At 58.8% G+C, this 20,602-nt stretch carries 20 protein-coding genes, 1 pseudogene and 1 riboswitch; of the genes and pseudogenes, 12 read left to right on the top strand and 9 right to left on the bottom strand.

Annotated features, from left to right (window positions below; translation table 11 throughout):
* Window positions 1–106 precede the first annotated feature (106 nt).
* Window positions 107–1,138: a substrate-binding domain-containing protein gene (locus CZ203_RS08895; protein ID WP_159456446.1), complete on the bottom strand. Its 1,032-nt coding sequence runs from the start codon at window positions 1,136–1,138 to the stop codon at window positions 107–109.
* A gap of 453 nt (window positions 1,139–1,591) precedes the next feature.
* On the opposite strand from CZ203_RS08895, the gene CZ203_RS08890 reads away from it, so the two are divergent.
* The 4 genes from CZ203_RS08890 (at window position 1,592) to CZ203_RS08875 (ending at window position 6,126) form a co-directional block, all read left to right on the top strand.
* A complete protein-coding gene (locus tag CZ203_RS08890; protein WP_087065754.1) occupies window positions 1,592–2,485 on the top strand; it encodes a sugar phosphate isomerase/epimerase family protein in 894 nt (297 codons plus the stop codon).
* A 26-nt stretch (window positions 2,486–2,511) separates the two neighbouring features.
* Window positions 2,512–3,648, top strand: coding sequence for a Gfo/Idh/MocA family protein (locus CZ203_RS08885; RefSeq protein WP_087065753.1), 1,137 nt, complete (start codon window positions 2,512–2,514; stop codon window positions 3,646–3,648).
* Between the two features lie 115 nt (window positions 3,649–3,763).
* The gene (locus CZ203_RS08880) at window positions 3,764–5,401 is read left to right on the top strand and encodes a response regulator (RefSeq protein WP_087065752.1); all 1,638 of its coding nucleotides are present in this window, start codon (window positions 3,764–3,766) and stop codon (window positions 5,399–5,401) included.
* 197 nt (window positions 5,402–5,598) lie between these two features.
* Window positions 5,599–6,126 (top strand): HD domain-containing protein, encoded by a 528-nt coding sequence (locus CZ203_RS08875; RefSeq protein WP_087065751.1) that lies wholly within the window; start codon window positions 5,599–5,601, stop codon window positions 6,124–6,126.
* A gap of 43 nt (window positions 6,127–6,169) precedes the next feature.
* Here the strand turns inward: CZ203_RS08875 and CZ203_RS08870 are convergent, their stop codons facing one another.
* The 7 genes from CZ203_RS08870 to CZ203_RS08840 all read right to left on the bottom strand — a co-directional run bounded on the left by CZ203_RS08870 (window position 6,170) and on the right by CZ203_RS08840 (window position 13,380).
* The gene (locus tag CZ203_RS08870) at window positions 6,170–6,379 is read right to left on the bottom strand and encodes a DUF6514 family protein (protein WP_087065750.1); all 210 of its coding nucleotides are present in this window, start codon (window positions 6,377–6,379) and stop codon (window positions 6,170–6,172) included.
* Between the two features lie 249 nt (window positions 6,380–6,628).
* The gene (locus CZ203_RS08865) at window positions 6,629–7,066 is read right to left on the bottom strand and encodes a threonine/serine exporter family protein (RefSeq protein ID WP_087065749.1); all 438 of its coding nucleotides are present in this window, start codon (window positions 7,064–7,066) and stop codon (window positions 6,629–6,631) included.
* Window positions 7,067–7,069: 3 nt separating this feature from the next.
* A complete protein-coding gene (locus CZ203_RS08860) occupies window positions 7,070–7,849 on the bottom strand; it encodes a threonine/serine exporter family protein (protein ID WP_087065748.1) in 780 nt (259 codons plus the stop codon).
* 110 nt (window positions 7,850–7,959) lie between these two features.
* Window positions 7,960–9,213: a 2-hydroxyacyl-CoA dehydratase gene (locus CZ203_RS08855; RefSeq protein ID WP_235847491.1), complete on the bottom strand. Its 1,254-nt coding sequence runs from the start codon at window positions 9,211–9,213 to the stop codon at window positions 7,960–7,962.
* Complete coding sequence (locus CZ203_RS08850; RefSeq protein ID WP_087065746.1) at window positions 9,197–12,151, bottom strand: acyl-CoA dehydratase activase; 2,955 nt, start codon at window positions 12,149–12,151, stop codon at window positions 9,197–9,199. The genes CZ203_RS08855 and CZ203_RS08850 overlap by 17 nt, the downstream gene beginning before the upstream one ends.
* A gap of 153 nt (window positions 12,152–12,304) precedes the next feature.
* On the bottom strand, window positions 12,305–12,643 hold the full coding sequence (locus CZ203_RS08845; RefSeq protein WP_087065745.1) for a branched-chain amino acid transporter permease: 339 nt from the start codon (window positions 12,641–12,643) through the stop codon (window positions 12,305–12,307).
* Window positions 12,640–13,380 carry an AzlC family ABC transporter permease gene (locus CZ203_RS08840; protein WP_235847490.1) on the bottom strand — a complete coding sequence of 247 codons (741 nt, stop codon included), beginning with the start codon at window positions 13,378–13,380 and terminating at the stop codon, window positions 12,640–12,642. Before CZ203_RS08840 ends, CZ203_RS08845 begins: the two co-directional genes overlap by 4 nt.
* A 182-nt stretch (window positions 13,381–13,562) precedes the next feature.
* Window positions 13,563–13,684: riboswitch (SAM riboswitch) on the top strand.
* An 87-nt stretch (window positions 13,685–13,771) separates the two neighbouring features.
* Here CZ203_RS08840 and metK point away from each other — a divergent pair.
* Window positions 13,772–14,962, top strand: coding sequence for a methionine adenosyltransferase (metK, locus tag CZ203_RS08835; RefSeq protein ID WP_087065744.1), 1,191 nt, complete (start codon window positions 13,772–13,774; stop codon window positions 14,960–14,962).
* A gap of 44 nt (window positions 14,963–15,006) precedes the next feature.
* Here metK and CZ203_RS08830 read toward each other — a convergent pair whose 3' ends face one another.
* Window positions 15,007–15,420 carry a metal-dependent transcriptional regulator gene (locus tag CZ203_RS08830; RefSeq protein ID WP_087065743.1) on the bottom strand — a complete coding sequence of 138 codons (414 nt, stop codon included), beginning with the start codon at window positions 15,418–15,420 and terminating at the stop codon, window positions 15,007–15,009.
* Between the two features lie 112 nt (window positions 15,421–15,532).
* On the opposite strand from CZ203_RS08830, the gene CZ203_RS08825 reads away from it, so the two are divergent.
* The 7 genes and pseudogenes from CZ203_RS08825 (at window position 15,533) to CZ203_RS08800 (ending at window position 20,602) form a co-directional block, all read left to right on the top strand.
* Window positions 15,533–15,763 carry a FeoA family protein gene (locus CZ203_RS08825; RefSeq protein ID WP_087065742.1) on the top strand — a complete coding sequence of 77 codons (231 nt, stop codon included), beginning with the start codon at window positions 15,533–15,535 and terminating at the stop codon, window positions 15,761–15,763.
* A gap of 20 nt (window positions 15,764–15,783) precedes the next feature.
* Window positions 15,784–15,954 (top strand): annotated as a pseudogene (locus tag CZ203_RS08820) (FeoB small GTPase domain-containing protein); the annotation flags it as partial.
* A 171-nt stretch (window positions 15,955–16,125) separates the two neighbouring features.
* Window positions 16,126–16,452 (top strand): ArsR/SmtB family transcription factor, encoded by a 327-nt coding sequence (locus tag CZ203_RS08815; RefSeq protein ID WP_087066218.1) that lies wholly within the window; start codon window positions 16,126–16,128, stop codon window positions 16,450–16,452.
* 57 nt (window positions 16,453–16,509) lie between these two features.
* Entirely contained in the window at window positions 16,510–16,728 is a 219-nt protein-coding gene (locus tag CZ203_RS08810) for a cation transporter (protein WP_087065740.1), read from the top strand.
* A gap of 24 nt (window positions 16,729–16,752) precedes the next feature.
* Window positions 16,753–18,651 carry a heavy metal translocating P-type ATPase gene (locus CZ203_RS08805; protein ID WP_087065739.1) on the top strand — a complete coding sequence of 633 codons (1,899 nt, stop codon included), beginning with the start codon at window positions 16,753–16,755 and terminating at the stop codon, window positions 18,649–18,651.
* A 119-nt stretch (window positions 18,652–18,770) separates the two neighbouring features.
* Entirely contained in the window at window positions 18,771–18,911 is a 141-nt protein-coding gene (locus CZ203_RS14935; protein ID WP_200809463.1) for a hypothetical protein, read from the top strand.
* Window positions 18,912–19,270: 359 nt separating this feature from the next.
* Window positions 19,271–20,602 carry a recombinase family protein gene (locus tag CZ203_RS08800; protein ID WP_159456445.1) on the top strand — a complete coding sequence of 444 codons (1,332 nt, stop codon included), beginning with the start codon at window positions 19,271–19,273 and terminating at the stop codon, window positions 20,600–20,602.

The following is a 20,602-nucleotide window of genomic DNA, read 5'->3' as shown; positions in this document are numbered from 1 at the left end:
ATTTTTTCACAAATGCATTCGCGTATTTTTATATAATCCAACAATCCTTCCGTATGGCGGATAAAAAGGGCGCTGTGGCAATCACAGCGCCCTTTTTATCCGTTTTTTACTGAATGAATTCATCTACATTGTCGGGGGAAACCGCTACGACCGGCACCCAGACAATATTGTCGTCCGACATGCCTTCCGGCTTTTCCCCGCTGAACAGGGCGGCCGCCGCGTCTACTGCCATCGCCCCTTGGCCTGCGGCGTCCTGGAATACGGAGCATGCCAGCGTGCCGGCCTTAATGGCCTGGCAGCCGTTTTCCGTCGCATCGATCCCGCAGACCGGGACGGGCGGCTCGCTGATGCCGCTCGATACATAGGCCTCGATGACGCCCAGCGCCATCTCGTCGTTATTGCAGACGACGCAGTTGTATTCCTTGCCCGTGCCGATGAACTGTACCATCTTGTCCAACGCCTTGGCGCGGTCCCATTCCGCCGTATCGTCGAATACATAGGTAACCGCCAGCCCCGCGTCCTTCAGCGCCTCGTCTGCGCCTTCCGAACGCAGGCGGACGGAATCCTGCCCTAACGGGCCGCGGAACAGGCATACCTTAGCCTCGCTCACGCCGTCGGCCTTGAGCATTTCCGCCAGATACTGCCCCTGGTAATAGCCAAAATCATGCTCGTTGGAACCGACATAGACCGAACTCTGGCCGTCCAGCACGGAAAGGTCGGTCGGCATGCGGTTTACCAGTGCGACCGGCACGTCTCCCGCCGCGTCCAGCAGCTCGCCCACGCTGTCGTTCAGTACCGCCTGTATTACGATCGCGTCGCACCCGCTTGAAGCGAATGTGCGGATTTGTGAAATCTGGGTCGACATATCTTCGTTCGCAATCTGCACGTCTATGGTATAGCCGTTTTGCTTTGCGCGGTTCTCGCAGCCGTTTTGTAGTACGGTGTTGAATTCGTTCTGCGTAGCCAGGGTAATCCCGATCTTCACTTTTTTGTCCGCTGCCGGCGCCGTGCCCTTAGCCGATGTGCCGGCGTCCTGTTTGGTATCCTGCGCTGTCGCGCCGTCCTGCGCGCCATTGCACCCGAATAGCGCCGTTGACAGCATAAGCGCCGCTAACACACTCGATAAAGCCTTTTTCACAGAAATTCCGCCTCCTATTCCATTCCAAGATGTCCTGTCCTTCACTTTCTCATCTGTGCTTGTCCTAGTTGCACAATTCATACGCTCTTGATTCTTGCCCTTATTATATAAGATGACAAAAACCGACGGGGTTCGCATATCTTATATTTTAGGGTCAAAAACGCATATTGGGCGGCCGCCTCGGTGGCTGCGCCGCAAGGCCGGGAAAAGCAGGCGGAATAGGTTCGTATTTTTTAGGTTAAGGGGCGTAAATCATTGCGGCCTTTTTTAGAAAGCTATGATCCGAAATCATCCTACGGTATAATCTCGTACAAACGTCAAAACATCTACATTTTTTGCAACTTTTATGCCAGTTTCCCGTTTTATTGACAAACCCCTGAAATTTCAGTACGATAAGGTCAATTCATAAACCAGCTCTTGATTTTCCCAATTACTTTTTGGAGGTGTACCACAATGATCAAAATCGGTAACTGCCCAGATTCGTGGGGCGTATGGTTTGAACACGACGACCGCCAGATGGACTGGCGCCAATACCTGGACGAGGTTGCGGAAGCGGGCTACAAATACACCGAGATCGGGCCGTACAGTTACATGTCGACCGACCCAAAGGTGCTGAAAGCGGAGCTGGATCAGCGCGGCCTGGTGCCGGTCGGCGGCACGCTGTGCTTCGACATTGAGGACGACAGCCAGATGCCCGAGGTCGAAGGCAAGGCGCACCGCGCGTGCGAGCTGCTGCAGGCGCTCGGCGCAAAGTATTATGTGCTGTACGACGGCATGTACACCGACCTGATCACGGACGAGCAGACCCTGCCCAAGACGCTGACCGACGCGCAGTTTGATAGCTTTGTGCGCAATTACATCAAGATCGGCGAGATCGCCAAAAGCTACGGCGTACGCCTCGTGTTCCATCCGCACGGCGGCACGCACGTCGAATACGAAGGCCAGATCGAACGCGTCCTGTCCCAGACCACAAAGGACGAGATGACGCTGTGCCTTGATACCGGGCACCACATCTTCTGCGAGTGCAACGACGTATATACCTTTACGGAGCAGCACGGCGACCGGATCGAGTACCTGCACCTCAAGGACCTGGTGCCCGAGACCAAGGAAAAGATGTGGGCGCAGGGCATCCCCTACGCGACCGCGACCAAGATGAACGTCTTTGCCGAGATCGGCAAGGGGCAGATCGACTGGCCGCGTTACAGCGGGATTTTGAAAAAGATCGGCTTTGATGGTTTCGCCGTCATCGAGCACGACTGCTACCCCGCCGACTTCGCCGTGCCCAAGGTCATCCAGTCCCGCACGGGCAAGTACCTCGAGGGCATCGGCCTCGGCAGCCTTAAATAACGGAAGCGCGCGAAAGGGTGAAAACCATGAAAAAACTGAAGATCGGCATCATCGGCGCGGGCTGGATGGGCACCACCCACGCCCGGGCATATAATAACATCCAGCAGCATTACGGCACGGCTGTCGTGCCCGAGCTTGAAATTATCGTGGACGCTTTTGAGGCACAGGCGCAGAAGGTATGCGAGCAGTATGGCTTTAACCGCTGGAGCACCCAGCCGGACGACGCGATCAGCGACCCCGATATCGACGTCATCGTCATCACGACGCCCAACAAGTTCCACGTTGAGCTTGTCGAGAAAGCGGCGGCCGCGGGCAAAGCGGTATTTTGTGAAAAACCGCTTGGCATGGATGGCGCGGATGCGAAAAAGGCGCTGGACGCCGTACGGAAAAACCATACGACGTCCATGGTCGGCTTTATTTACACGCATAACCCCATGGTCGTGCAGGCGCGCGAGCTGATCCAGTCCGGCAAGCTCGGCAAGGTGGTTTCGTTCCACGGCCAGTACGATATGGAATACAGCGCCGACCCCAGCATCCCCCACCGCTGGCGCGATTACGACGCGATTTCGGGCGCGCTCGGCGATATCGGCGCGCACATGCTGGCGCTGTCCGATTTTGTCGTCGGCTCCAAAATCACGGAGGTCTGCGGCAAAAGCAGTACGGTCTTTACCGAGCGCCCGTCGGCGGACGACCCATCCAAGATGCTTCCCGTCGGCAACGACGATATTTTCAACGTCATATACACCTATGAGAACGGCGCGCTCGGCAATCTCGTCACGAGCCGCGTCGCCCCGGGCAACAAGGTCGGCGAACGCTTTGAAGTGCAGTGCACCAAGGGCGCCGTCCGCTTCGACCAGGAGCGCATGAACGAGCTTGAGGTCTATTATCACACCGACGCGCCGGACGACCAGGGCTTCAAGCTGATCCGCGGCATGCCGGAACACGGCGAATACGGCGTGTTCTGCACCCAGGCCGGGCTGGGCATCAGCTACATCGACCTTATGACGATCCAGGCGCATAAGTTCCTGACTGCGGTTGCGGAAGGCAAAACGGTCAAGCCCGATATCGAAAGCGGCTTTGAGGTCAACGTCCTGATCGACGCGATGCTGAAATCCGACCAGGAGCACCGCTGGGTCAAAGTCTCGGAATGTGAACCCATGTAACCCTCTTCAACTCTCTCCTTATACCGCAAAAATCTCTTGCTTCTTTAAGCAAGAGATTTTTGCACATCCTAAACAAGGTCCCGAAACCCATATCCCGATATAGGAGGACAGGCCAATGCTCAAAATCGCCGTTGTAACGTCTGACCCCCGCTTTTCGCACGCAATTGGGGAATCCCTGCAGCGTTACCAGCAGCTTTCCTGCAGCTTCCTCCCCGACGGCACGCAGGCGCTCGACGCTTGCGACCGCGACACGCCCGATATTATGCTGCTGGACATGGAGCTTACGCCGTTTTCCGGCCTTGAGCTTGTCCGCCAAATCCGTCTTCGGCAAAATAGCTCCTACCCGATCTTCATCCTTTTTTCCACCCGCCAGGACTTCAAAACGCTTCAAACCGCGCTGAACCTGCACGTATTCGCCTACTTGCTCAAACCGCTGCACGACGCGCAGTTTTACGAGGCGTTTGACGGCGCGCTGAAGCATTTGAAGGAGAGCCGGTCGAGCAGCTTCTTCCTGCCCGCGCACCGGAGCCGCAAGGACTGCGAGATGCCCTTCTATACCCTGCTCCACAGCCACGAAGCCGGCCAGCGCAAAAAAGCGGAAAATATCCTGCGCGCCAGCGGGTATTTTTTCGACACGCCGTACTACCAGTGCGTCATCATCCCAGTGTCTGACGCCAAACTGAGTACCGGGCAGAATTACACTTTGGCCGACCAGCGCTACCAGCAGATCCTGGACAGGCTAACCGAGGCGCTGGAGCTGCCGCATATCGCGTCGTTCGACTCCATTTCAGACGATGAGTTTATCATCCTGCTCGGCGGCCCCTCCATCGAGCGGCTGGAGCAGGAGGTGCAGTCCCTTTTCCGTGCGCTCGCCGGGCTGCTGCGCGAAAACCCCGGCCTGAAGCTCTTCCTCGGCGCGGGCAGGGTCGTCAACAGCAACGAAATCCTCTACGTGTCCTACCGCACGGCCAAGTACGCGTCCTGCCGCAAAATCGCGGGGCTCAGCAAGCCGTTTTACGTGTGGAGCAAATCTTCCGACAGCAACAACAACCTGATCCTGAATACGCATCTGGAAATGAACCTGTATATCCGCCTCATGATGAACGACAACCGCGGCGCCAACCAGATGGTGGCGGCGGAAATCGAAAAGGCGAAGCACTCGTTCCCCAAGCTGTACCAGCTCTGTGACAGTATCCGCTTTATCGTGGACTGGGTGTGTACCAATACGCAAAAGGGGAGCTGCGGGCAGGCGATCCCGACCATCGACCTGTTCTGGAACACGGACGAGATGCTCGCGCTGATGCAGGCGCGGATCGACAAGCTCTGCCTGGAATGCCGCAAATGCATCCAGAAATCGCCACAGCAATCCATCGTCCTGCAAATGCTGCAATACCTTTCGGAAAACTATGCCCGGAACATCAACCTGAACGTAGTCGCCCTGACCCTCAAGAAAAACCCCTCGTACCTCAGCACCCTGTTCAAGCAGGAGATGAACGAGAGCGTGACACAATACCTGGCAAAGCTGCGCATCAGCAAGGCGCAAGAGCTGCTCAGCGATACCAGCAAGAGCATCCGCGAAATCTGCGACGCGGTGGGCATCGCGTCCACCAAAAATTTTGCGCAGCTGTTTAANGGCGCGGCCAGCGCGGCGGCGGGCGGCGCTGGCGCGGGTGCGACTGTAAGGCCCCGTTCCCAGGCATACGGCCGGTCGCTGGGCGTGCAGACCTTTTCGCCGTACGCACGGTTGATATAGGCGCTGTACATCTTTCATACACCTCGTTTCACGGGGAGGTTCCCCCTCCCCTTCCCAGTGTATGCCCTGCGGCCGGCGCGGGTACGGTGCAGGCCTATCCTAAAAAGTTTACAAATTGTTTGCCCTTTGCCGCGGCAAAAAGCCTATACTATTAACAAGGGGATGTTCCCCCAATCTGAACACAGGAGATGGTGCGGATGCAGTATGCCAATTATGCGGCATTCCATAGCTGTATTGCTGATTTGATCGATACCCCCGAGGTGCAGGCCATGTGCGATATCCCGCAGCATGCGGATATCAGTTGCTTCGGCCACTCGGTTTTTGTAGCATATTTGAGTTTCCGCATTTGCCGCCGGCTCGGCTGGGATTACCGTGCAGCGGCGCGCGGCGGCCTGCTGCACGACCTGTTCCTCTATGATTGGCGCGTCAAAGGCTCGCATACCGGCCCGCACGGCTTTACGCATCCGCGCGCTGCGCTTGAAAACGCCTCCCAGCTTTGCGAGCTGACCGATGTGGAAAAGGATATAATCCTGAAGCATATGTGGCCGCTGACCCCATTTTCCTTTTATCGGTATAAGGAGTCCCTGGCCGTCAGCTGCGCGGATAAGATTTGTGCGTTTGCTGAAGCTTTCCACATCTTCCACCGTATGTATTTTGATCACCGGCTCGGCCTGTGCCAGCGCGCATATCTGCGCGCCCGCCGCAAGGCAATGCCCGCTTTATGAATGCCGCAGGAACGGCTCCGCCTTTTTCAGGCGGAGCCGTTTTTCATATCCCGAGTTCTTCATACGCCCGTGTGCCAAACCAGTTCTCAATCACATCGTACACGTTGATTTCAGACACCTGTTCCCGGTTCAGCAGCCCGGCTAATGCCTGTATCTCCTCTTCTGAAGCGGTGATATCCTCGATTTTCACGGTTTCCCCCTGCACGCCAAATTGCGGCTTCCCTTTTATTTCCCTGTAGATAATTTTAAACAAAATTACCCCTCCTCTGATTTCATTTGAAACCTTTCCTAGATTACAAGTTACACGGCCTTCTGTCGTACGAATGCTGTCGAACGTCGCCGCGCCCCTTAATTTTCCATGAATTGTTGAAATTCTCAGAGGACACCTGTTCTGTTTGTAGAAATATTACTTACCCCGCTACAACTGGATGTATAAAAAAAGATTGTATAATCATGCGCCTTTTTGCGGTTACAAAACAGCTTCCACCTTCATTTTGAATTGTTAACGTCTTCCAACCCGTTTATGGAACAGCTGCACGGTCGAGGATACCAATACAATGCCGACGGCAAGCGCGCCCGCGATGCCAACCGTGTGCAGCCCTGTCGCAACCGCCTCCTGCGGTGACCCTAGCATGCAGGTTTCCATCGTATCGTAAATGCCGCCGCCGGGCACCAGCGGGATGAGCGCGATGACCAGGTACAGGCTGGCTGGGGTACGGAAGTGCCGCGCCATGCATTCGGAATAGATGGAAACCACGACCGTGGCCGCAAAATAGCGCGCAATATCGCTGTGCAGCCCGTATGCCGCCAAGCGGAACGCCAGCCATCCCAGCGCGCCCCCGGCTGCAGCGCCCGCCAGCTTGCCCCGGCGCAGATGGAACACGACGCCGAAGGCCAGGCAGGCGGCGAACGCGCAGGCCGTTTCAAATAATAAATGCATCGTTCATATCCTCCACAAATACCGCAGCAGGCTGAGCGGGATCGACGCACCGGCCGCAATGCTCGCGCCGATCAGCAGTGCTTCCGAAAATTTTGTAATGCCCGCCAGGAAATCGCCCGCGATCAGGTCGCGCATGGAATTTGTAATCGCAAGGCCGGGCACCAGCGTCATGATACTGCCGATGATCACGCGGTCATACCGCTCGACGAGGCCAAGGCGCGCGGCCGTAAGGGCTGCCGCCGCGATCAGCGCGCCCCCGACGAGGTTCGCGAACATGCTGTTGACCTCCATCCGTTCAAACGCATCCACCACCAGCTTCAGGCACAGGCCGACCGCGAACGCCACGACGGCGCAGGCGGCTCCCCCGCCGAACAGCAACGTGAAAAACGCGGCAATCGCGCCAAAGGCCAGCCGCAGCGTCCACTTCCCATAGCCCGGCGCATCGTCGATTTCCCGCAGCAGCTCCTGCGCTGCATCATACGCCTGCATCTGCGCGCACAGGCGGCGCGACAGGGCGTTCAGGCGGTCGAGCCGGTCGAGGTTCACCCCGCGCTTCCGGATACGGCAGGTACGCGTCAGCGGCGCTTCCTCGGGGCGCTCCACCGTTGCGATAATGCTGGTCGGCACCGCGTACACGTGCGCGTCCCGTGCGCCGTAGGCCATGCAGATGCGGTGCATGGATTCCTCCACGCGGTAGGTCTCCGCGCCGCATTCCAGCAGCCTGCGGCCGACCTGTACCGCAACCTCCAAAAGCTGCGGCGTCGTCATTGGTAATTGCCCCATGGATATCCCCCCTTACGTTTTATGTGCGCGGGGCGCCAAGGAGGGCACCCTNCAAGCGCCGGCCGAGAAAAAACCCCCCCGCCGTACCCATGGTACGGCGGGGGCTTTTGTTATTCCGCGGAAGACAGCATCAGCTTAATACGGTTTTCCTGATTGATCTTGGATGCGCCAGGGTCGTAATCGACCGCGACGATGTTGGCATCCGGGTAGTGCTCCCGGATTTTACGCATCATGCCTTTGCCCGCGATATGGTTGGGCAGGCAGCCGAACGGCTGGGTGCACACAATGTTCTTGACGCCCTCCGAAATCAGTTCGATCATCTCGGCCGGCAGCAGCCAGCCTTCGCCCATCTTGACGCCGGGGCCAATGATGTCGTTCGACATGCGGCGCACCTTGTCAAAGCCCATCGGCGGGCGGAACTTGCCGTGCTGACGGATGATTTTAATCATATCGTCCTGCTTTTTCAGCACGAACTGATAGGCCATTTTGTATCCCATCGCCTTTTTGGTGCTGCGCCCATACAGCTCCGCGTCGATGACGCTGTTATAGATGCAGTACAGGCAGAAGTCCAGCAGGCCGGGAAGCACCGGTTCCGCGCCCTCGGACAGCAGGAACTTTTCCAGGTTGTTGTTGCCCAGCGGGGAGAACTTGACGTAAATCTCCCCCACAATGCCGACCTTCTTTTTCGGCGATGCATGATCCAGCTTGAGCTTGGCAAACGCATCCAGCACAAACCGGAACAGCGCCTTGACCTCGCTGTAATGGATCAGGCGGCCGGCCGTAAAGCGCCCCGCCACCGTGCGGACGCAGATCTCAATCGCCTTGTCCGTCGAGCCGGGCACCACCTCATAGGGGCGGCACTGGTTTGCGACCATCATGATGAGGTCGCCGATCATCAGGCCGTACGCGACCTGGATCATCATCTTGCCCGTGATTTTGAAGCCCGGGTTGTCCTCCAGGCCGCTGAAATTGAGCGATATCACCGGGATATAGCCGTAGCCGTTCTTTTCTAGCGCCTTGCGCAGCAGGTGGATATAGTTCGACGCGCGGCAGCCGCCGCCGGTCTGCGGCATGATCAGCGCAATCTTGTGCGTATCATATTTGCCGCTCTCAATCGCGTCCATGAGCTGGCCGATGACGAGCAGCGCGGGATAGCACGTATCGTTATGCACGTTGCGCAGCCCCTGTTCGACGATGGCCGGGCCCTCGCTGTCAAGCAGTTCCATTTTATAGCCGTAGTTCGCCATGATCTTGCAGATCAGGCCGAGCTGCACCGGCAGCATATTGGGCACAAGGATGGTATAGTCCTTGCGCATCTCCTCGGTAAACGAGACCCTATTCGGCATATTAGGCGTGTTTTGCAAGTTTCCTGCCCTCCTCTACCGCGGCGAGCATACTGCGGATACGAATTTTCGCCGCGCCAAGGTTGTTGATTTCATCAATTTTAAGCTGCGTATAGATTTTCCCGCCGCCCTCGACGATTGCGCGCACCTCGTCCGTCGTGATCGCGTCGATGCCGCAGCCGAAGGACACGAGCTGGATGAGCTGCGCGTTCTCCTTATGCGTGACGTATTCCGCCGCGCCGTACATGCGGGAATGGTACGTCCACTGGTTGAGGACGTGCACCTCCGGCGCCTTCGCCAGCTGCCAGACCGCGTCCTCGGACACGATGACCATGCCGTAGGACTGGATGAGCTGGTTGATGCCGTGATTGATCTCCGGGTCGATATGGTACGGGCGGCCGACGATCACCGCGATTTCCAGCCCGTGCGTGTCGGCGTACTGGATAGCCTTGCGGCCTTCCTCGCGCACCTCTTCATAATAATCGTTCAGCGCGGCGTATGCGTCCTCCGCGGCCACGGCGACCTGGCTTTTCTTGATCCGCGGGTACTTCTTGCAGAAGAATTTGGCCGCCTGCTTTGCAAACTGCTTGTGGTCGGTCAGCTCAAAATACGGCATCATAAAGTCGAAGCCCTTGAGCGCGGCCACGTTCGCCTCGAGCAGTTCAGGGTAGTACGCAACGACCGGGCAGTTATAGCAGTTGGATGCGCGTCCCTCGTCGAGGTTATACGTCATGCAAGGGTAGAAGATGGCGTCCACGCCCTTGGCCAGCAGGTTTTCTATGTGGCCGTGCATCAGCTTGGCTGGGTAGCAAACCGTATCGGAGGGGATCGAATGCTGCCCCTTCATATAGAGGTCGCGCGTCGAAACGTCGGACAGCACGACTTCAAAGCCCAGCTTGGTCAGGAATGTATGCCAGAACGGCAGCATTTCAAAGAAGTTGAGGCCGAAGGGGATGCCGATCCGGGTTTTGCCCTCCGCGTGCTCTGACGGCGCGCCGTAGGACTTCATGCGCTCCAGCTTCCAGGTATAGAGGTCTGGCAGCTTTTGCTGCTCGCCCTTGCCGAGCGGGCGCTCGCAGCGGTTGCCGGAGATAAACCGGCGGCCGCCGGAAAAGTCGTTGATGGTCAGGTTGCAGTGGTTCGTGCACAGGCCGCAGCGCACGGATTTCACCGTGTGCGCAAACCCCAGCAGCTCGTGTGCAGACAGCAGGCCGGTTTCCGCAGGGACGTTGGCCTTGGCGTGCAGCGCCGCGCCGTACGCGCCCATCAAGCCGGAAATCGCGGGGCGGGTGACCTCGCGGCCGATTTCCTGCTCAAACGAGCGCAGGATCGCGTCGTTCAGAAACGTGCCGCCCTGCACGACGATATGCTGCCCCAAGTCGTCCGGCGAATGGGCGCGGATGACCTTATAAAGGGCGTTTTTGACGACCGAGACCGACAGGCCGGCCGAGATCGCGTCGATCCCCGCGCCGTCCTTCTGTGCCTGCTTGACCGAAGAGTTCATGAACACCGTGCAGCGGGAGCCGAGGTCGATCGGCCCTGTGGAAAACAGGCCGAGTTTACAGAACTCCTCGATAGAGTAGCCCATCGAGCGGGCAAAGGTCTCGATAAACGAGCCGCAGCCCGAGGAGCATGCCTCGTTGAGCGAAATATTGTCAATACAGTTGTTGCGGATTTTAAAGCACTTGATGTCCTGCCCGCCGATATCGATGATAAAATCGACGTCCGGGCAGAAGTGGCGCGCCGCCTTGAAGTGCGCGACCGTTTCCACGAGGCCATGGTCGACGCCGAAGGCATTCTGGATCAGCGCCTCGCCGTAACCTGTGACCGCCGAGGACACGATATGTACCCGCCCGCCGCATAGCTCGCGCAGCTTGAGGAGCTGCTCGCGGATCACGTCCGCCGGGTTGCCCTTATTGGATGCATAATGATGGTACAGGAGCTGGTTATCCTCGCCGATCAGCACCATTTTGGTGGTCGTGGAGCCGCAGTCGATCCCGAGGTATGCGTCCCCCTCGTAAACCGTGACGTTCTCGGTCATGACGTCGTGCGCGTTGTGGCGCGCGCGGAACGCCTCGTACTCCTCCCGGCTTACAAAAAGCGGGCGGAGCGTCTGGGCAATCACCGTTTCGCCCGCCGTCTTTTCCAGGATGTCGAGCAGCTCGTTAAAGCCGTATTCGCGGCTCGTCGAGTCGCCCGCATACTGCGCCGCGCCCGCCGCGATGGCAAACGGTGCAAGTTCCGGGAAATGCGCATGGCTGTCGTCCAACCCCAGCGTGAGCTGGAACCGTTTCTGCAAGCCCTTGAAGAAGAACAGCGGGCCGCCCAGAAACAGCACATCCCCCTTGATTTCACGCCCCTGCGCCAGGCCGGTCAGCGTCTGGTTGACGACCGCCTGGAAAATGGAGGCCGCCACGTCCTCGCGGCGCGCGCCCTCGTTCAGCAGCGGCTGGATATCCGATTTTGCGAATACGCCGCAGCGCGAGGCGATCGTATAGATACGCTCGGCCTTCTGGCTCATCTCGTCAATCTGCGCCGGGGTCACGTCCAGCAGGACGGCCATCTGGTCGATAAATGCTCCTGTGCCGCCCGCGCAGGAACCGTTCATGCGTTCCTCCAGCTGGCCGGACAGGAACACGATCTTCGCGTCCTCGCCGCCAAGCTCGATGACGACGTCCGCCTCGGGCACAAACTTGCCCACCGCCTTGCGCGTGGCGAAAACCTCCTGCACAAAGTCGATGCCGCTGGCTTTCGCAACGCCCAGGCCGGCCGAGCCGGTGATCGCAACGCGCAGCGGCTCGCCGCTGATAATCCCCCTCGCGTCGCGCAGCATATCGCACGCCTTTTCGCGCACCTTGGAGAAATGGCGCTCATAGCGCTTATAAATGATCTCACCCGCACGCACCGCAACCAGCTTAACAGTGGTTGAGCCGATATCAATGCCTAAAAATATACTCATGCTCTCATCCTATTTTACCCGTCCTCAAGCTTCATCCGAGGGCGTTTTTTGGGGTGCCTTTCGTCAAATATACTACTTTATTGTAATACTAACGCTTTCTTTATACAAAGTCAAATAAAATATTTTGATAGTCTAACTTATTCCAAAACGGGCCTAAATAAAGACCGCCTGAACCAGCACCATGTACAAAACCGTCCCCCCTGCGATGCTGATCAGGGTGTTTTTCCCAAACCAGTGGATCAGCGCCGTCGCCACACAGGCCACCGCCTCCGGGATGCCGAACGGCCAGGCGGAAAACGCCGTGCCGCGCAGGCAATAGACGATCAGCATGGCGATGACCGCCGCCGGCATGGCCGCCCCGAGATAGATGATACTGGCCGGCACACGCTTCTGCCCGCCGAAGATGGCAAACGGCGCAAAGCGGGTGAACACCGTCACGCCCGCGATCACCAGGATGATCGCGACCGAATATAAAACTGTATTCGTACTCATCCTTCCGCCCCCTCTGCCTGCCCCTCCAAGAGCAGCGGTTCCAGCTTGCTGCGCAGCGCGAAAAAGCACACAATAATCATGACGATCGCGGGGATCAGCATGTTGTCGATCCCGAGCAGCTTGGAGCCCGCCAGCGATATGACGGCCGCGCACGCGCCGATGACCGTGGGCAGCTTGGACTTCGCCGCGCGCCACTGGTCGACGCAGATCACAATAAACAGCGCGGTCATCGCGAAATCGATGCCCTTGGTATTGATGGTCAGGAACTGGCCGGCCAGCGCGCCGGCCGTACAGCCGATAATCCAATAAAGATGGTCAAACAGCGCCACGAGGAAGAAGAATTTTTCCTCGCTTTCCCGGCTTGGCGCCTTTTCCGCGCACAGGAGCGCGTAGGTCTCGTCGGTCATGCCGAACATCATATAATATTTCCGCTTGCCCATGGGCTTAAAGCGCTGGATAAAGGACAGCCCATACACAAAATGCCGAAAATGCACCAGCAGCGTCGTAATTGCGACCGTAAGCAGGTCGGCCTGTGCGACAAGGAACGGGATCGCCATGTACTGCATGGTGCCCGCATAAATGACAACGCTCATAAACAGCGCCCAAATAAAGCTATAGCCCGCGTCCTGCAGCAGCAGGCCGAAGGCAATTCCCATAAATAGGTACCCGCACATGACCGGGATCGTCACTGTCAGTGCGCGCCGCACAAGCGCCGGCGTACTGTTTTCGCTATTCAATGTTTCCCCCACCTAAACCTGTAAATCTTGCACCGGTTTTTTTACAGCACCGATACAGATTTCATTATAGCCCTTCCTTATCCACTTTGCAACGACAGTTTTCGCCTTTATTCCGCATATTTACCCTTGACAAGCGGGCGGGAACTGATATAATAATAGGCGTTAGCCCATACAAGTCCATAACCTTATCAAGAGTGGTGGAGGGATCGGCCCTATGAAGCCCGGCAACCTGCGGCAAGCCGTAAGGTGCCAAATCCGGCGGTATTCAGTTCCCGGCGCAGCCCGGCGGACCGAAAGATGAGGCATTTTTGCTACGCTCCGCCGGGGGCGTTTTTTTATTGCCCAAACGTCAATTTATTTTTCGTACGATAGAGAAAGGAAGAAGCAAACAATGGCAAAGCACCTGTTTACCTCCGAATCCGTTACCGAAGGGCACCCCGACAAGATCTGCGACCAGATCTCCGACGCGGTACTCGACGCGATCATCGAACAGGACCCGGCCGCGCGCGTGGCCTGTGAAACCACCGTCACGACCGGCATGGTCATGGTGATGGGCGAAATCTCGACGCAGTGCTATGTAGATATCCCCCATATCGCACGCAAGGTGATCGAAGAAATCGGCTACGACCGCGCAAAGTACGGCTTTGACGCGACAACCTGCGCCGTGCTGACCTCGATCGACGAGCAGTCGGCGGACATCGCGCTCGGCGTAGACAATTCGCTCGAGCGCAAGGAGGGCGCGTCGGACGCCGACCTCGCCATCGGCGCGGGCGACCAGGGCATGATGTTCGGCTATGCCTGCGACGAAACCCCGGAACTTATGCCGCTGCCCATCTCCCTCGCGCACGCCATGGCCAAGCGCCTGACCGCCGTGCGCAAGGATGGCACGCTGCCCTACCTCCGCCCGGACGGCAAAACGCAGGTTACCGTGGAATACGACGAAAATAACCAGCCTGTCCGTGTTGATACCGTCGTGCTGTCCACCCAGCACAGCCCGGACGTGTCCCTCACGCAGATCCGCCGCGATATGCTGGAGCACGTCATCCGCCCGGTCGTACCGGCCTACCTGCTGGATGACAACACCCGCTTCTTTGTAAACCCGACCGGCCGCTTTGTCGTCGGCGGGCCGCAGGGCGACAGCGGCCTGACCGGCCGCAAGCTGATCGTCGACACCTATGGCGGCATGGCGCGCCACGGCGGCGGCGCGTTCTCCGGCAAGGACCCGACCAAGGTCGACCGCTCTGCCGCCTATGCCGCGCGTTACGTCGCGAAAAACATCGTGGCCGCCGGCCTGGCGACCCGTTGCGAGGTACAGCTCGCCTATGCGATCGGCGTGGCGGAACCGGTATCCATCATGGTCGATACCTCCGGCACCGGCAAGGTGGACGACGCCGTGCTGGCCGCGGCCATCCCGCAGGTCTTCGACCTCCGCCCAGCCGCCATCATCGAAACGCTCGAGCTGCGCCGCCCAATCTACCGCCAGCTCGCCGCTTACGGCCACCTCGGCCGCGAGGACCTCGGCGTCAAGTGGGAGCAGACCGACCGCACCGACGCCCTGCGCGCCGCAGTAGCCGCCCAGTAATCCACCGCACCCTTGTAAGGGGCGCCGTTTCCGGCGCCCCTTTTTTATATGCCCTGCGTCAGGCGCTCGAGGTTGCGCACCGTTTCCTCGCTCATAAAGTGCTCCACCTGCTCCACCTGCGTCAGCTCGTTATCCGTGCCGTTGAGCTTGCAGAAGAAGCGATGCAGCACATCATGCCGCCAGAGCAAGTACTCCCCCATCGCGCGCCCAGCTTCCGTCATGCGTATCACGCCGTATTTTTCGTAGCGCAGGAACCCGCCCTCCGCAAGCTTGGTGACCATGCGCGAAGCCGAGGACGGGCGCACATGCAACTGCGCCGCAAGGTCGCTGACGCGGATAATGCCGCCGTCCCCCTCTGTGCGGTATATCATTTCAAGATAGTCCTCCATGGCCTCGGTCATATTTTTATCCTCTGCCTGGCGGTAACCGGTCAGCGTCCGAAATTCCGTCTGTCCCATCGTCATTCCCTCCCAATAGAAATCTATCACCCCTGTGCGCCCGGCGCATATTGTGTTAGGGAAGAGCAAAACATTTGCTCCTTACTAAAATGTATTGTGAGGTACTACTTTTATGAATACAACAACCACCTTGGAACAGATTGGCGTGGGCAAGGCTGCACGCATCCAGGCACTGCATACGAGCGGCTCCATCCGCCGCCGCCTGCTCGACCTGGGCATGATCCCCGGCACTCGCGTGGAATGCCTGCAAAAGAGCCCGGCCGGCGACCCGGCGGCCTATCTGATCCGCGGCGCGGTGATCGCGCTGCGCCGCGAGGACTCCTCGGCAATCCAAGTTATGTAAGAAGAAAGGCGGAGATGCACATGGGTTTGACGGCAGCAAGCGTCGGCCGGTCGGCGGTCGACCACGGCCTACACATCCGAAAAACCGGCGAAAGCGATATTGTCGTCGCGCTCGCCGGTAACCCGAACGTCGGGAAAAGCACGGTATTCAACGCACTCACAGGCATGAACCAGCATACCGGAAGGTTTCCCTATGGTGAAAACGGACGCGTTCCCGCCCGCTGTTTTTTATTGTTAAAATTTTAGAAATCCCCTTGACAATCGCCGTAGTTTGCATATAATAAACATATGATCAATTGTTCATATGAAAGGATGTGAGTTGATTTGGCAGAGCAAAGAAACGATGTGGAGTGCTGCGACTTTATGCACGCGCACGAGGACGTCGTCGCAAAGGTCCAAAAGGGGATGCCGGACGAGGACGTCCTGTACGACCTGACCGAGCTGTTCCGGATCTTTGGCGATTCGACGCGGATCCGTATCCTGTACGTGCTGTTTGCTTCCGAGATGTGCGTGTGCGACATCGCACAGCTGCTCGGGATGACCCAATCGGCAATTTCGCACCAATTGCGCGCGCTCAAGGCGGCAAAGCTTGTCAAGGCGCGGCGCGACGGCAAAACCGTGTTTTATTCCCTGGCGGACGGGCATGTCCGCACCATTATCAACCAGGGCCTGGAGCACGTGTTGGAATAAGTTTGTCAGCAATTCCCCAAATCTATATAAATCATTTTATTTATGGAGGGTATTACTATGAAAAAGCGTTTTGGGCTAACAGACCTGGACTGTGCGCACTGTGCGGCGAAAATGGAGGACGCGATCAAACAGATCGACGGCGTGCAAAATGCACAGGTCAATTTCCTGGCGCAGAAGCTGACGGTCGAGGCGGACGACGCGCGCTTTGACGGCATCATGAAAGAAATCGTGAAGGTCTGCAAGAAGATCGAGCCGGACTGCACGATCGAACTTTAAGACACGCTTTAAGGAGGCCGTGCCATGACGAAGAAGCAAAAGAAGATGCTCTGGCGGATCATTGCGGCGGCGGCGCTGTTTGTCGCCGCAAAACTGCTGGAACCCCAATTTACAGACGTGGCGCGTACGCTGGTTTACCTGATCCCCTATGCCGTGATCGGCTGGGACGTGCTGTGGCGCGCTGTCCGCAACATCGCGCACGGGCAGGTATTTGATGAAAACTTTTTGATGGCGCTGGCAACGGTCGGCGCGTTCGCGACCGGCGAATGCCCGGAAGCCGTCGTCGTAATGCTGTTTTACCAGGTCGGCGAACTGTTCCAGAGCTATGCCGTCGGCAAATCCCGCCGCTCGATCGCGGCGCTGATGGACATCCGCCCCGACTACGCCAACATTGAAGTCGACGGCAAGCTCGAGGAGGTCGATCCCGAGGACGTACCGGTCGGCGGCACGATTATCGTCAAGGCCGGGGAGCGTATCCCGATCGACGGGCAAATTATCGAAGGCTCCAGCGCGCTCGATACCGCCGCGCTCACCGGCGAATCCGTACCGCGCGACGTGGCGGCCGGCGACGCGGTGATCAGCGGCTGCGTCAACCTGACCGGCCTGCTGCGCGTGCGCCCCACGCGCGCCTTCGGCGAATCGACCGTGGCGAAAATCCTCGACCTTGTAGAAAATGCAAGCGAGAAAAAGGCAAAGGCCGAAAACTTTATCACGCGCTTTGCGCGCTGGTACACCCCCGCCGTGGTCATCGCCGCCGTCGCGCTTACGGCGATCCCCGCCCTGCTGCTCGCGCTGCTCCCCGCGGCCTCGCTGCCCGGCTTCCTGGCGGGCACGGCCTGGACGGATTGGCTGCACCGGGCGCTGATTTTCCTCGTGATCTCCTGCCCGTGCGCGCTGGTCATTTCGGTACCGCTGAGCTTCTTCGGCGGCATCGGCGGCGCGTCCAAGCGCGGCATCCTGGTCAAGGGCGCAAGCTACCTGGAAGCGCTCGCCGAAACGGAAACCGTCGTATTCGACAAAACCGGCACGCTGACGCGCGGCACCTTCCGCGTCACGGCGGTGCATCCCACCGAGGGCGTCTCGGCGGACGACCTCGTCGAATACGCCGCGCTTGCGGAAAACTATTCCGGCCACCCGATTTCCCTCTCGCTGCGTGAGGCCTACGGCAAGGCCGTCGACACGTCGCGGGTCACGAACGTTGCGGAAATCGCAGGCCATGGCGTGCGCGCCAAGGTCGACGGCAAAACGGTCTGCGCGGGCAACGGCAAGCTGATGGACCGCGAGGGCGCGCCCTGGCATCCGTGCGAACTGCCCGGCACGACCGTCCACATCACGGTCGATGGTTTTTACGCGGGCCACATCGTGATTTCGGACGAAATCAAGGAAGACGCCGCGGAGGCGATCCGAGCCCTCAAGGCGGCGGGCGTACGCCGCACCGTCATGCTGACCGGCGACTCCAGCGCCGTCGCGGCCGACGTTGCCGCGCAGCTCAAGCTGGACGATTACCGTGCCGAGCTGCTGCCGGGCGATAAGGTCGACGCGGTTGAACGCCTGCTTTCCGAGACCTCCCCCAGCGGGCGGCTCGCCTTTGTCGGCGACGGCATCAACGATGCGCCCGTGCTCACCCGCGCCGATATCGGCATCGCGATGGGCGGCCTCGGCTCGGATGCGGCGATCGAAGCGGCGGATATCGTGCTGATGGACGATAAGCCCTCCAAGATCGCCACCGCAATGCGCATTTCCCGCAAGACGCTGCGCATTGTGAAGCAGAACATCGTGTTTGCGCTTGGCGTCAAGGCGCTTGTGCTGCTGCTCGGCGCGTTCGGCATGGCCAATATGTGGGAAGCCGTTTTCGCGGACGTCGGCGTCGCCTTTATCGCAATTTTAAACGCCACACGCGCGCTGCACGTCGAAAAACTGTAAAACAACCAAAAGAACCCTCCGGGTTGTACAGCCCGGAGGGTTCCTGTGCATCTTCCCGCCGCCGCGCCGCAGGTATGATTTTGCCGTCCAATGGGAAACTACCCTTGAGGTGATTGTGAATGGAACGCAAACAGGGGCAGGCGGCAAAACGCCATGCGGAAAAGCCCATCCCTCCGGGGCTGTACCCGGTGATAGACAACGACCTGGCGCGCGATAATGTGGAAAACGACATCCCCGCCGCAGACCTGCAAGACTTGTAAGCATCGCCCTTATCCCGGCGCCTTCCCATCCGTTTGGACAGGGGGAGGCGCCTTTTCTTTTGGCACCAGCCTGTAAACGGCTGGCCCCCCATATTGCCTGCTCAAAATATCCGATATTGCGCTTTCGACCAGCCTTTTCGGGTAAAAAAACTCCCCTTGCATCCGCGCGCCCCCTTTTGGTGTACTATATGCGCCGCACAGGTTGTCCTATGGGAAACACTTTGCCGTGCCACGCGGCGCCCGCCGTGCGCGCCGCTGTATGATCTGCCCGCCGCCACAATATGTTAATATAAGGCGGCATGCGGCCTGGCAACAGCGCGCCGCCCTCGACCGTCATCCAAAAAAGGAGGCAGTTTCCCATGCGTGATGCAACCCCCTTGCGCGCGGCGCTCTACATCCGCGTATCGTCCGAGGAGCAGGCGATGCACGGCTACTCCCTTGCCGCCCAGCGTAAAACGCTGGCGGAGTATGCCCAAAGCCACCACTACCAGGTCGCGGGGTATTATGCCGACGAGGGCGTCAGCGCCAGGAAAAGGTATTCCAAGCGCCCGGCATTCGTGCGGATGCTGGACGATATCCGCGCGGCGAAAATCGATATTATCTTGTTTGTGAAGCTCGACCGCTGGTTCCGCAACATTGCAGACTACTACGAAGTACAGCGGGTGCTTGACGCGCACAAGGTGCAGTGGATTGCCACCGAAGAAAACTACGACACCACGACGGCAAACGGCCGCCTGAGCCTTAATATCCGCCTATCGGTCGCACAGGACGAGGCGGATAGGACGAGTGAACGCATCAAATTCGTTTTCCAGGACAAGGTGCGTCGGGGCGAGGTCGTCAGCGGGAAAACCCCGCTCGGCTACCGCATTGAAAATAAACGGCTCGTCCCGGACGACGACGTCCCGGTGGTGCAGGCGCTTTTTGCACATTACCTGGAGACCCGCTCCGTCCGGGAGACCTGCCGGTACGCCCTCGCGCGGCATAGCCTCCCCTATACGCCTGCCGGCATGACGCGCTTGCTGCAAAACGAGCGGTATATCGGCCGGGCGCACGGCGCGGACGGTTTTTGCAAGGCGATTGTCGACCGGGAAACGTTCCTGTCCGTACAGTCGTACCTTGCACAACGCGCGGCGCGCGCCAGCCCGCAATATCCGGAACGCGTATACCTTTTTTCCGGCCTCTTATACTGTGCGGAATGCGGCGGCAAGCTGGCGGCGCAAACCGTCCGGGGGAAATACGCCTACTACCGCTGCACGAAATACGAAAAGCCGCATGGGTGCGCGCACAAAAGGCGCACCAGCGAGCTGCGCCTGGAAAGCTGGCTGCTGGATTGCCTGTCGGCGCAATTTAGCGCGTATGACGGCCATATTGATGTGCAAAAAGCCCGGCTCCCGCCTGTGGATACCCCCCGCATCCAGGCAAAAATGAGCAAGCTGAAGGACCTTTATTTAAACGACCTGATCGGCCGCGAAGAATACGAGCGGGACTACACCGCCCTGCGGGAGCAGCTCCGGCCACCGGTTTTGCAGGCTCCCCGTTTGGGCTGCCCGCCCCGCCCGCAAAGCCCCGCGGATACCTACCGTGGTTTCAGCCGCCCGCAGAAGAAAGCCTTCTGGTCGCGTATCGCGGCAAAAATCGTGATCGACAACGACGAGAATATCCGCGTGCTTCCCGCCCCGGGTTCGCCATAG

This window comes from Intestinibacillus massiliensis (genome assembly GCF_900155735.1).
Lineage (GTDB): Bacteria > Bacillota > Clostridia > Oscillospirales > Butyricicoccaceae > Intestinibacillus > Intestinibacillus massiliensis.
The sequence above is the reverse complement of the archived record's forward strand: the minus strand, read 5'-3'. Positions and strand labels throughout refer to the sequence as shown.

Excerpts from the sequence above, each read along its gene's own strand:
- CZ203_RS08890 (WP_087065754.1), top strand. The coding sequence starts at position 1,592 with ATGATCAAAATCGGTAACTGCCCAGATTCGTGGGGCGTATGGTTTGAA.
- CZ203_RS08885 (WP_087065753.1), top strand. The coding sequence starts at position 2,512 with ATGAAAAAACTGAAGATCGGCATCATCGGCGCGGGCTGGATGGGCACC.
- CZ203_RS08875 (WP_087065751.1), top strand. The coding sequence starts at position 5,599 with ATGCAGTATGCCAATTATGCGGCATTCCATAGCTGTATTGCTGATTTG.
- CZ203_RS08865 (WP_087065749.1), bottom strand. The coding sequence starts at position 7,066 with ATGCATTTATTATTTGAAACGGCCTGCGCGTTCGCCGCCTGCCTGGCC.
- CZ203_RS08860 (WP_087065748.1), bottom strand. The coding sequence starts at position 7,849 with ATGGGGCAATTACCAATGACGACGCCGCAGCTTTTGGAGGTTGCGGTA.
- CZ203_RS08850 (WP_087065746.1), bottom strand. The coding sequence starts at position 12,151 with ATGAGTATATTTTTAGGCATTGATATCGGCTCAACCACTGTTAAGCTG.
- CZ203_RS08845 (WP_087065745.1), bottom strand. The coding sequence starts at position 12,643 with ATGAGTACGAATACAGTTTTATATTCGGTCGCGATCATCCTGGTGATC.
- metK (WP_087065744.1), top strand. The coding sequence starts at position 13,772 with ATGGCAAAGCACCTGTTTACCTCCGAATCCGTTACCGAAGGGCACCCC.
- CZ203_RS08830 (WP_087065743.1), bottom strand. The coding sequence starts at position 15,420 with ATGGGACAGACGGAATTTCGGACGCTGACCGGTTACCGCCAGGCAGAG.
- CZ203_RS08825 (WP_087065742.1), top strand. The coding sequence starts at position 15,533 with ATGAATACAACAACCACCTTGGAACAGATTGGCGTGGGCAAGGCTGCA.
- CZ203_RS08815 (WP_087066218.1), top strand. The coding sequence starts at position 16,126 with ATGCACGCGCACGAGGACGTCGTCGCAAAGGTCCAAAAGGGGATGCCG.
- CZ203_RS08810 (WP_087065740.1), top strand. The coding sequence starts at position 16,510 with ATGAAAAAGCGTTTTGGGCTAACAGACCTGGACTGTGCGCACTGTGCG.
- CZ203_RS08805 (WP_087065739.1), top strand. The coding sequence starts at position 16,753 with ATGACGAAGAAGCAAAAGAAGATGCTCTGGCGGATCATTGCGGCGGCG.
- CZ203_RS14935 (WP_200809463.1), top strand. The coding sequence starts at position 18,771 with ATGGAACGCAAACAGGGGCAGGCGGCAAAACGCCATGCGGAAAAGCCC.
- CZ203_RS08800 (WP_159456445.1), top strand. The coding sequence starts at position 19,271 with ATGCGTGATGCAACCCCCTTGCGCGCGGCGCTCTACATCCGCGTATCG.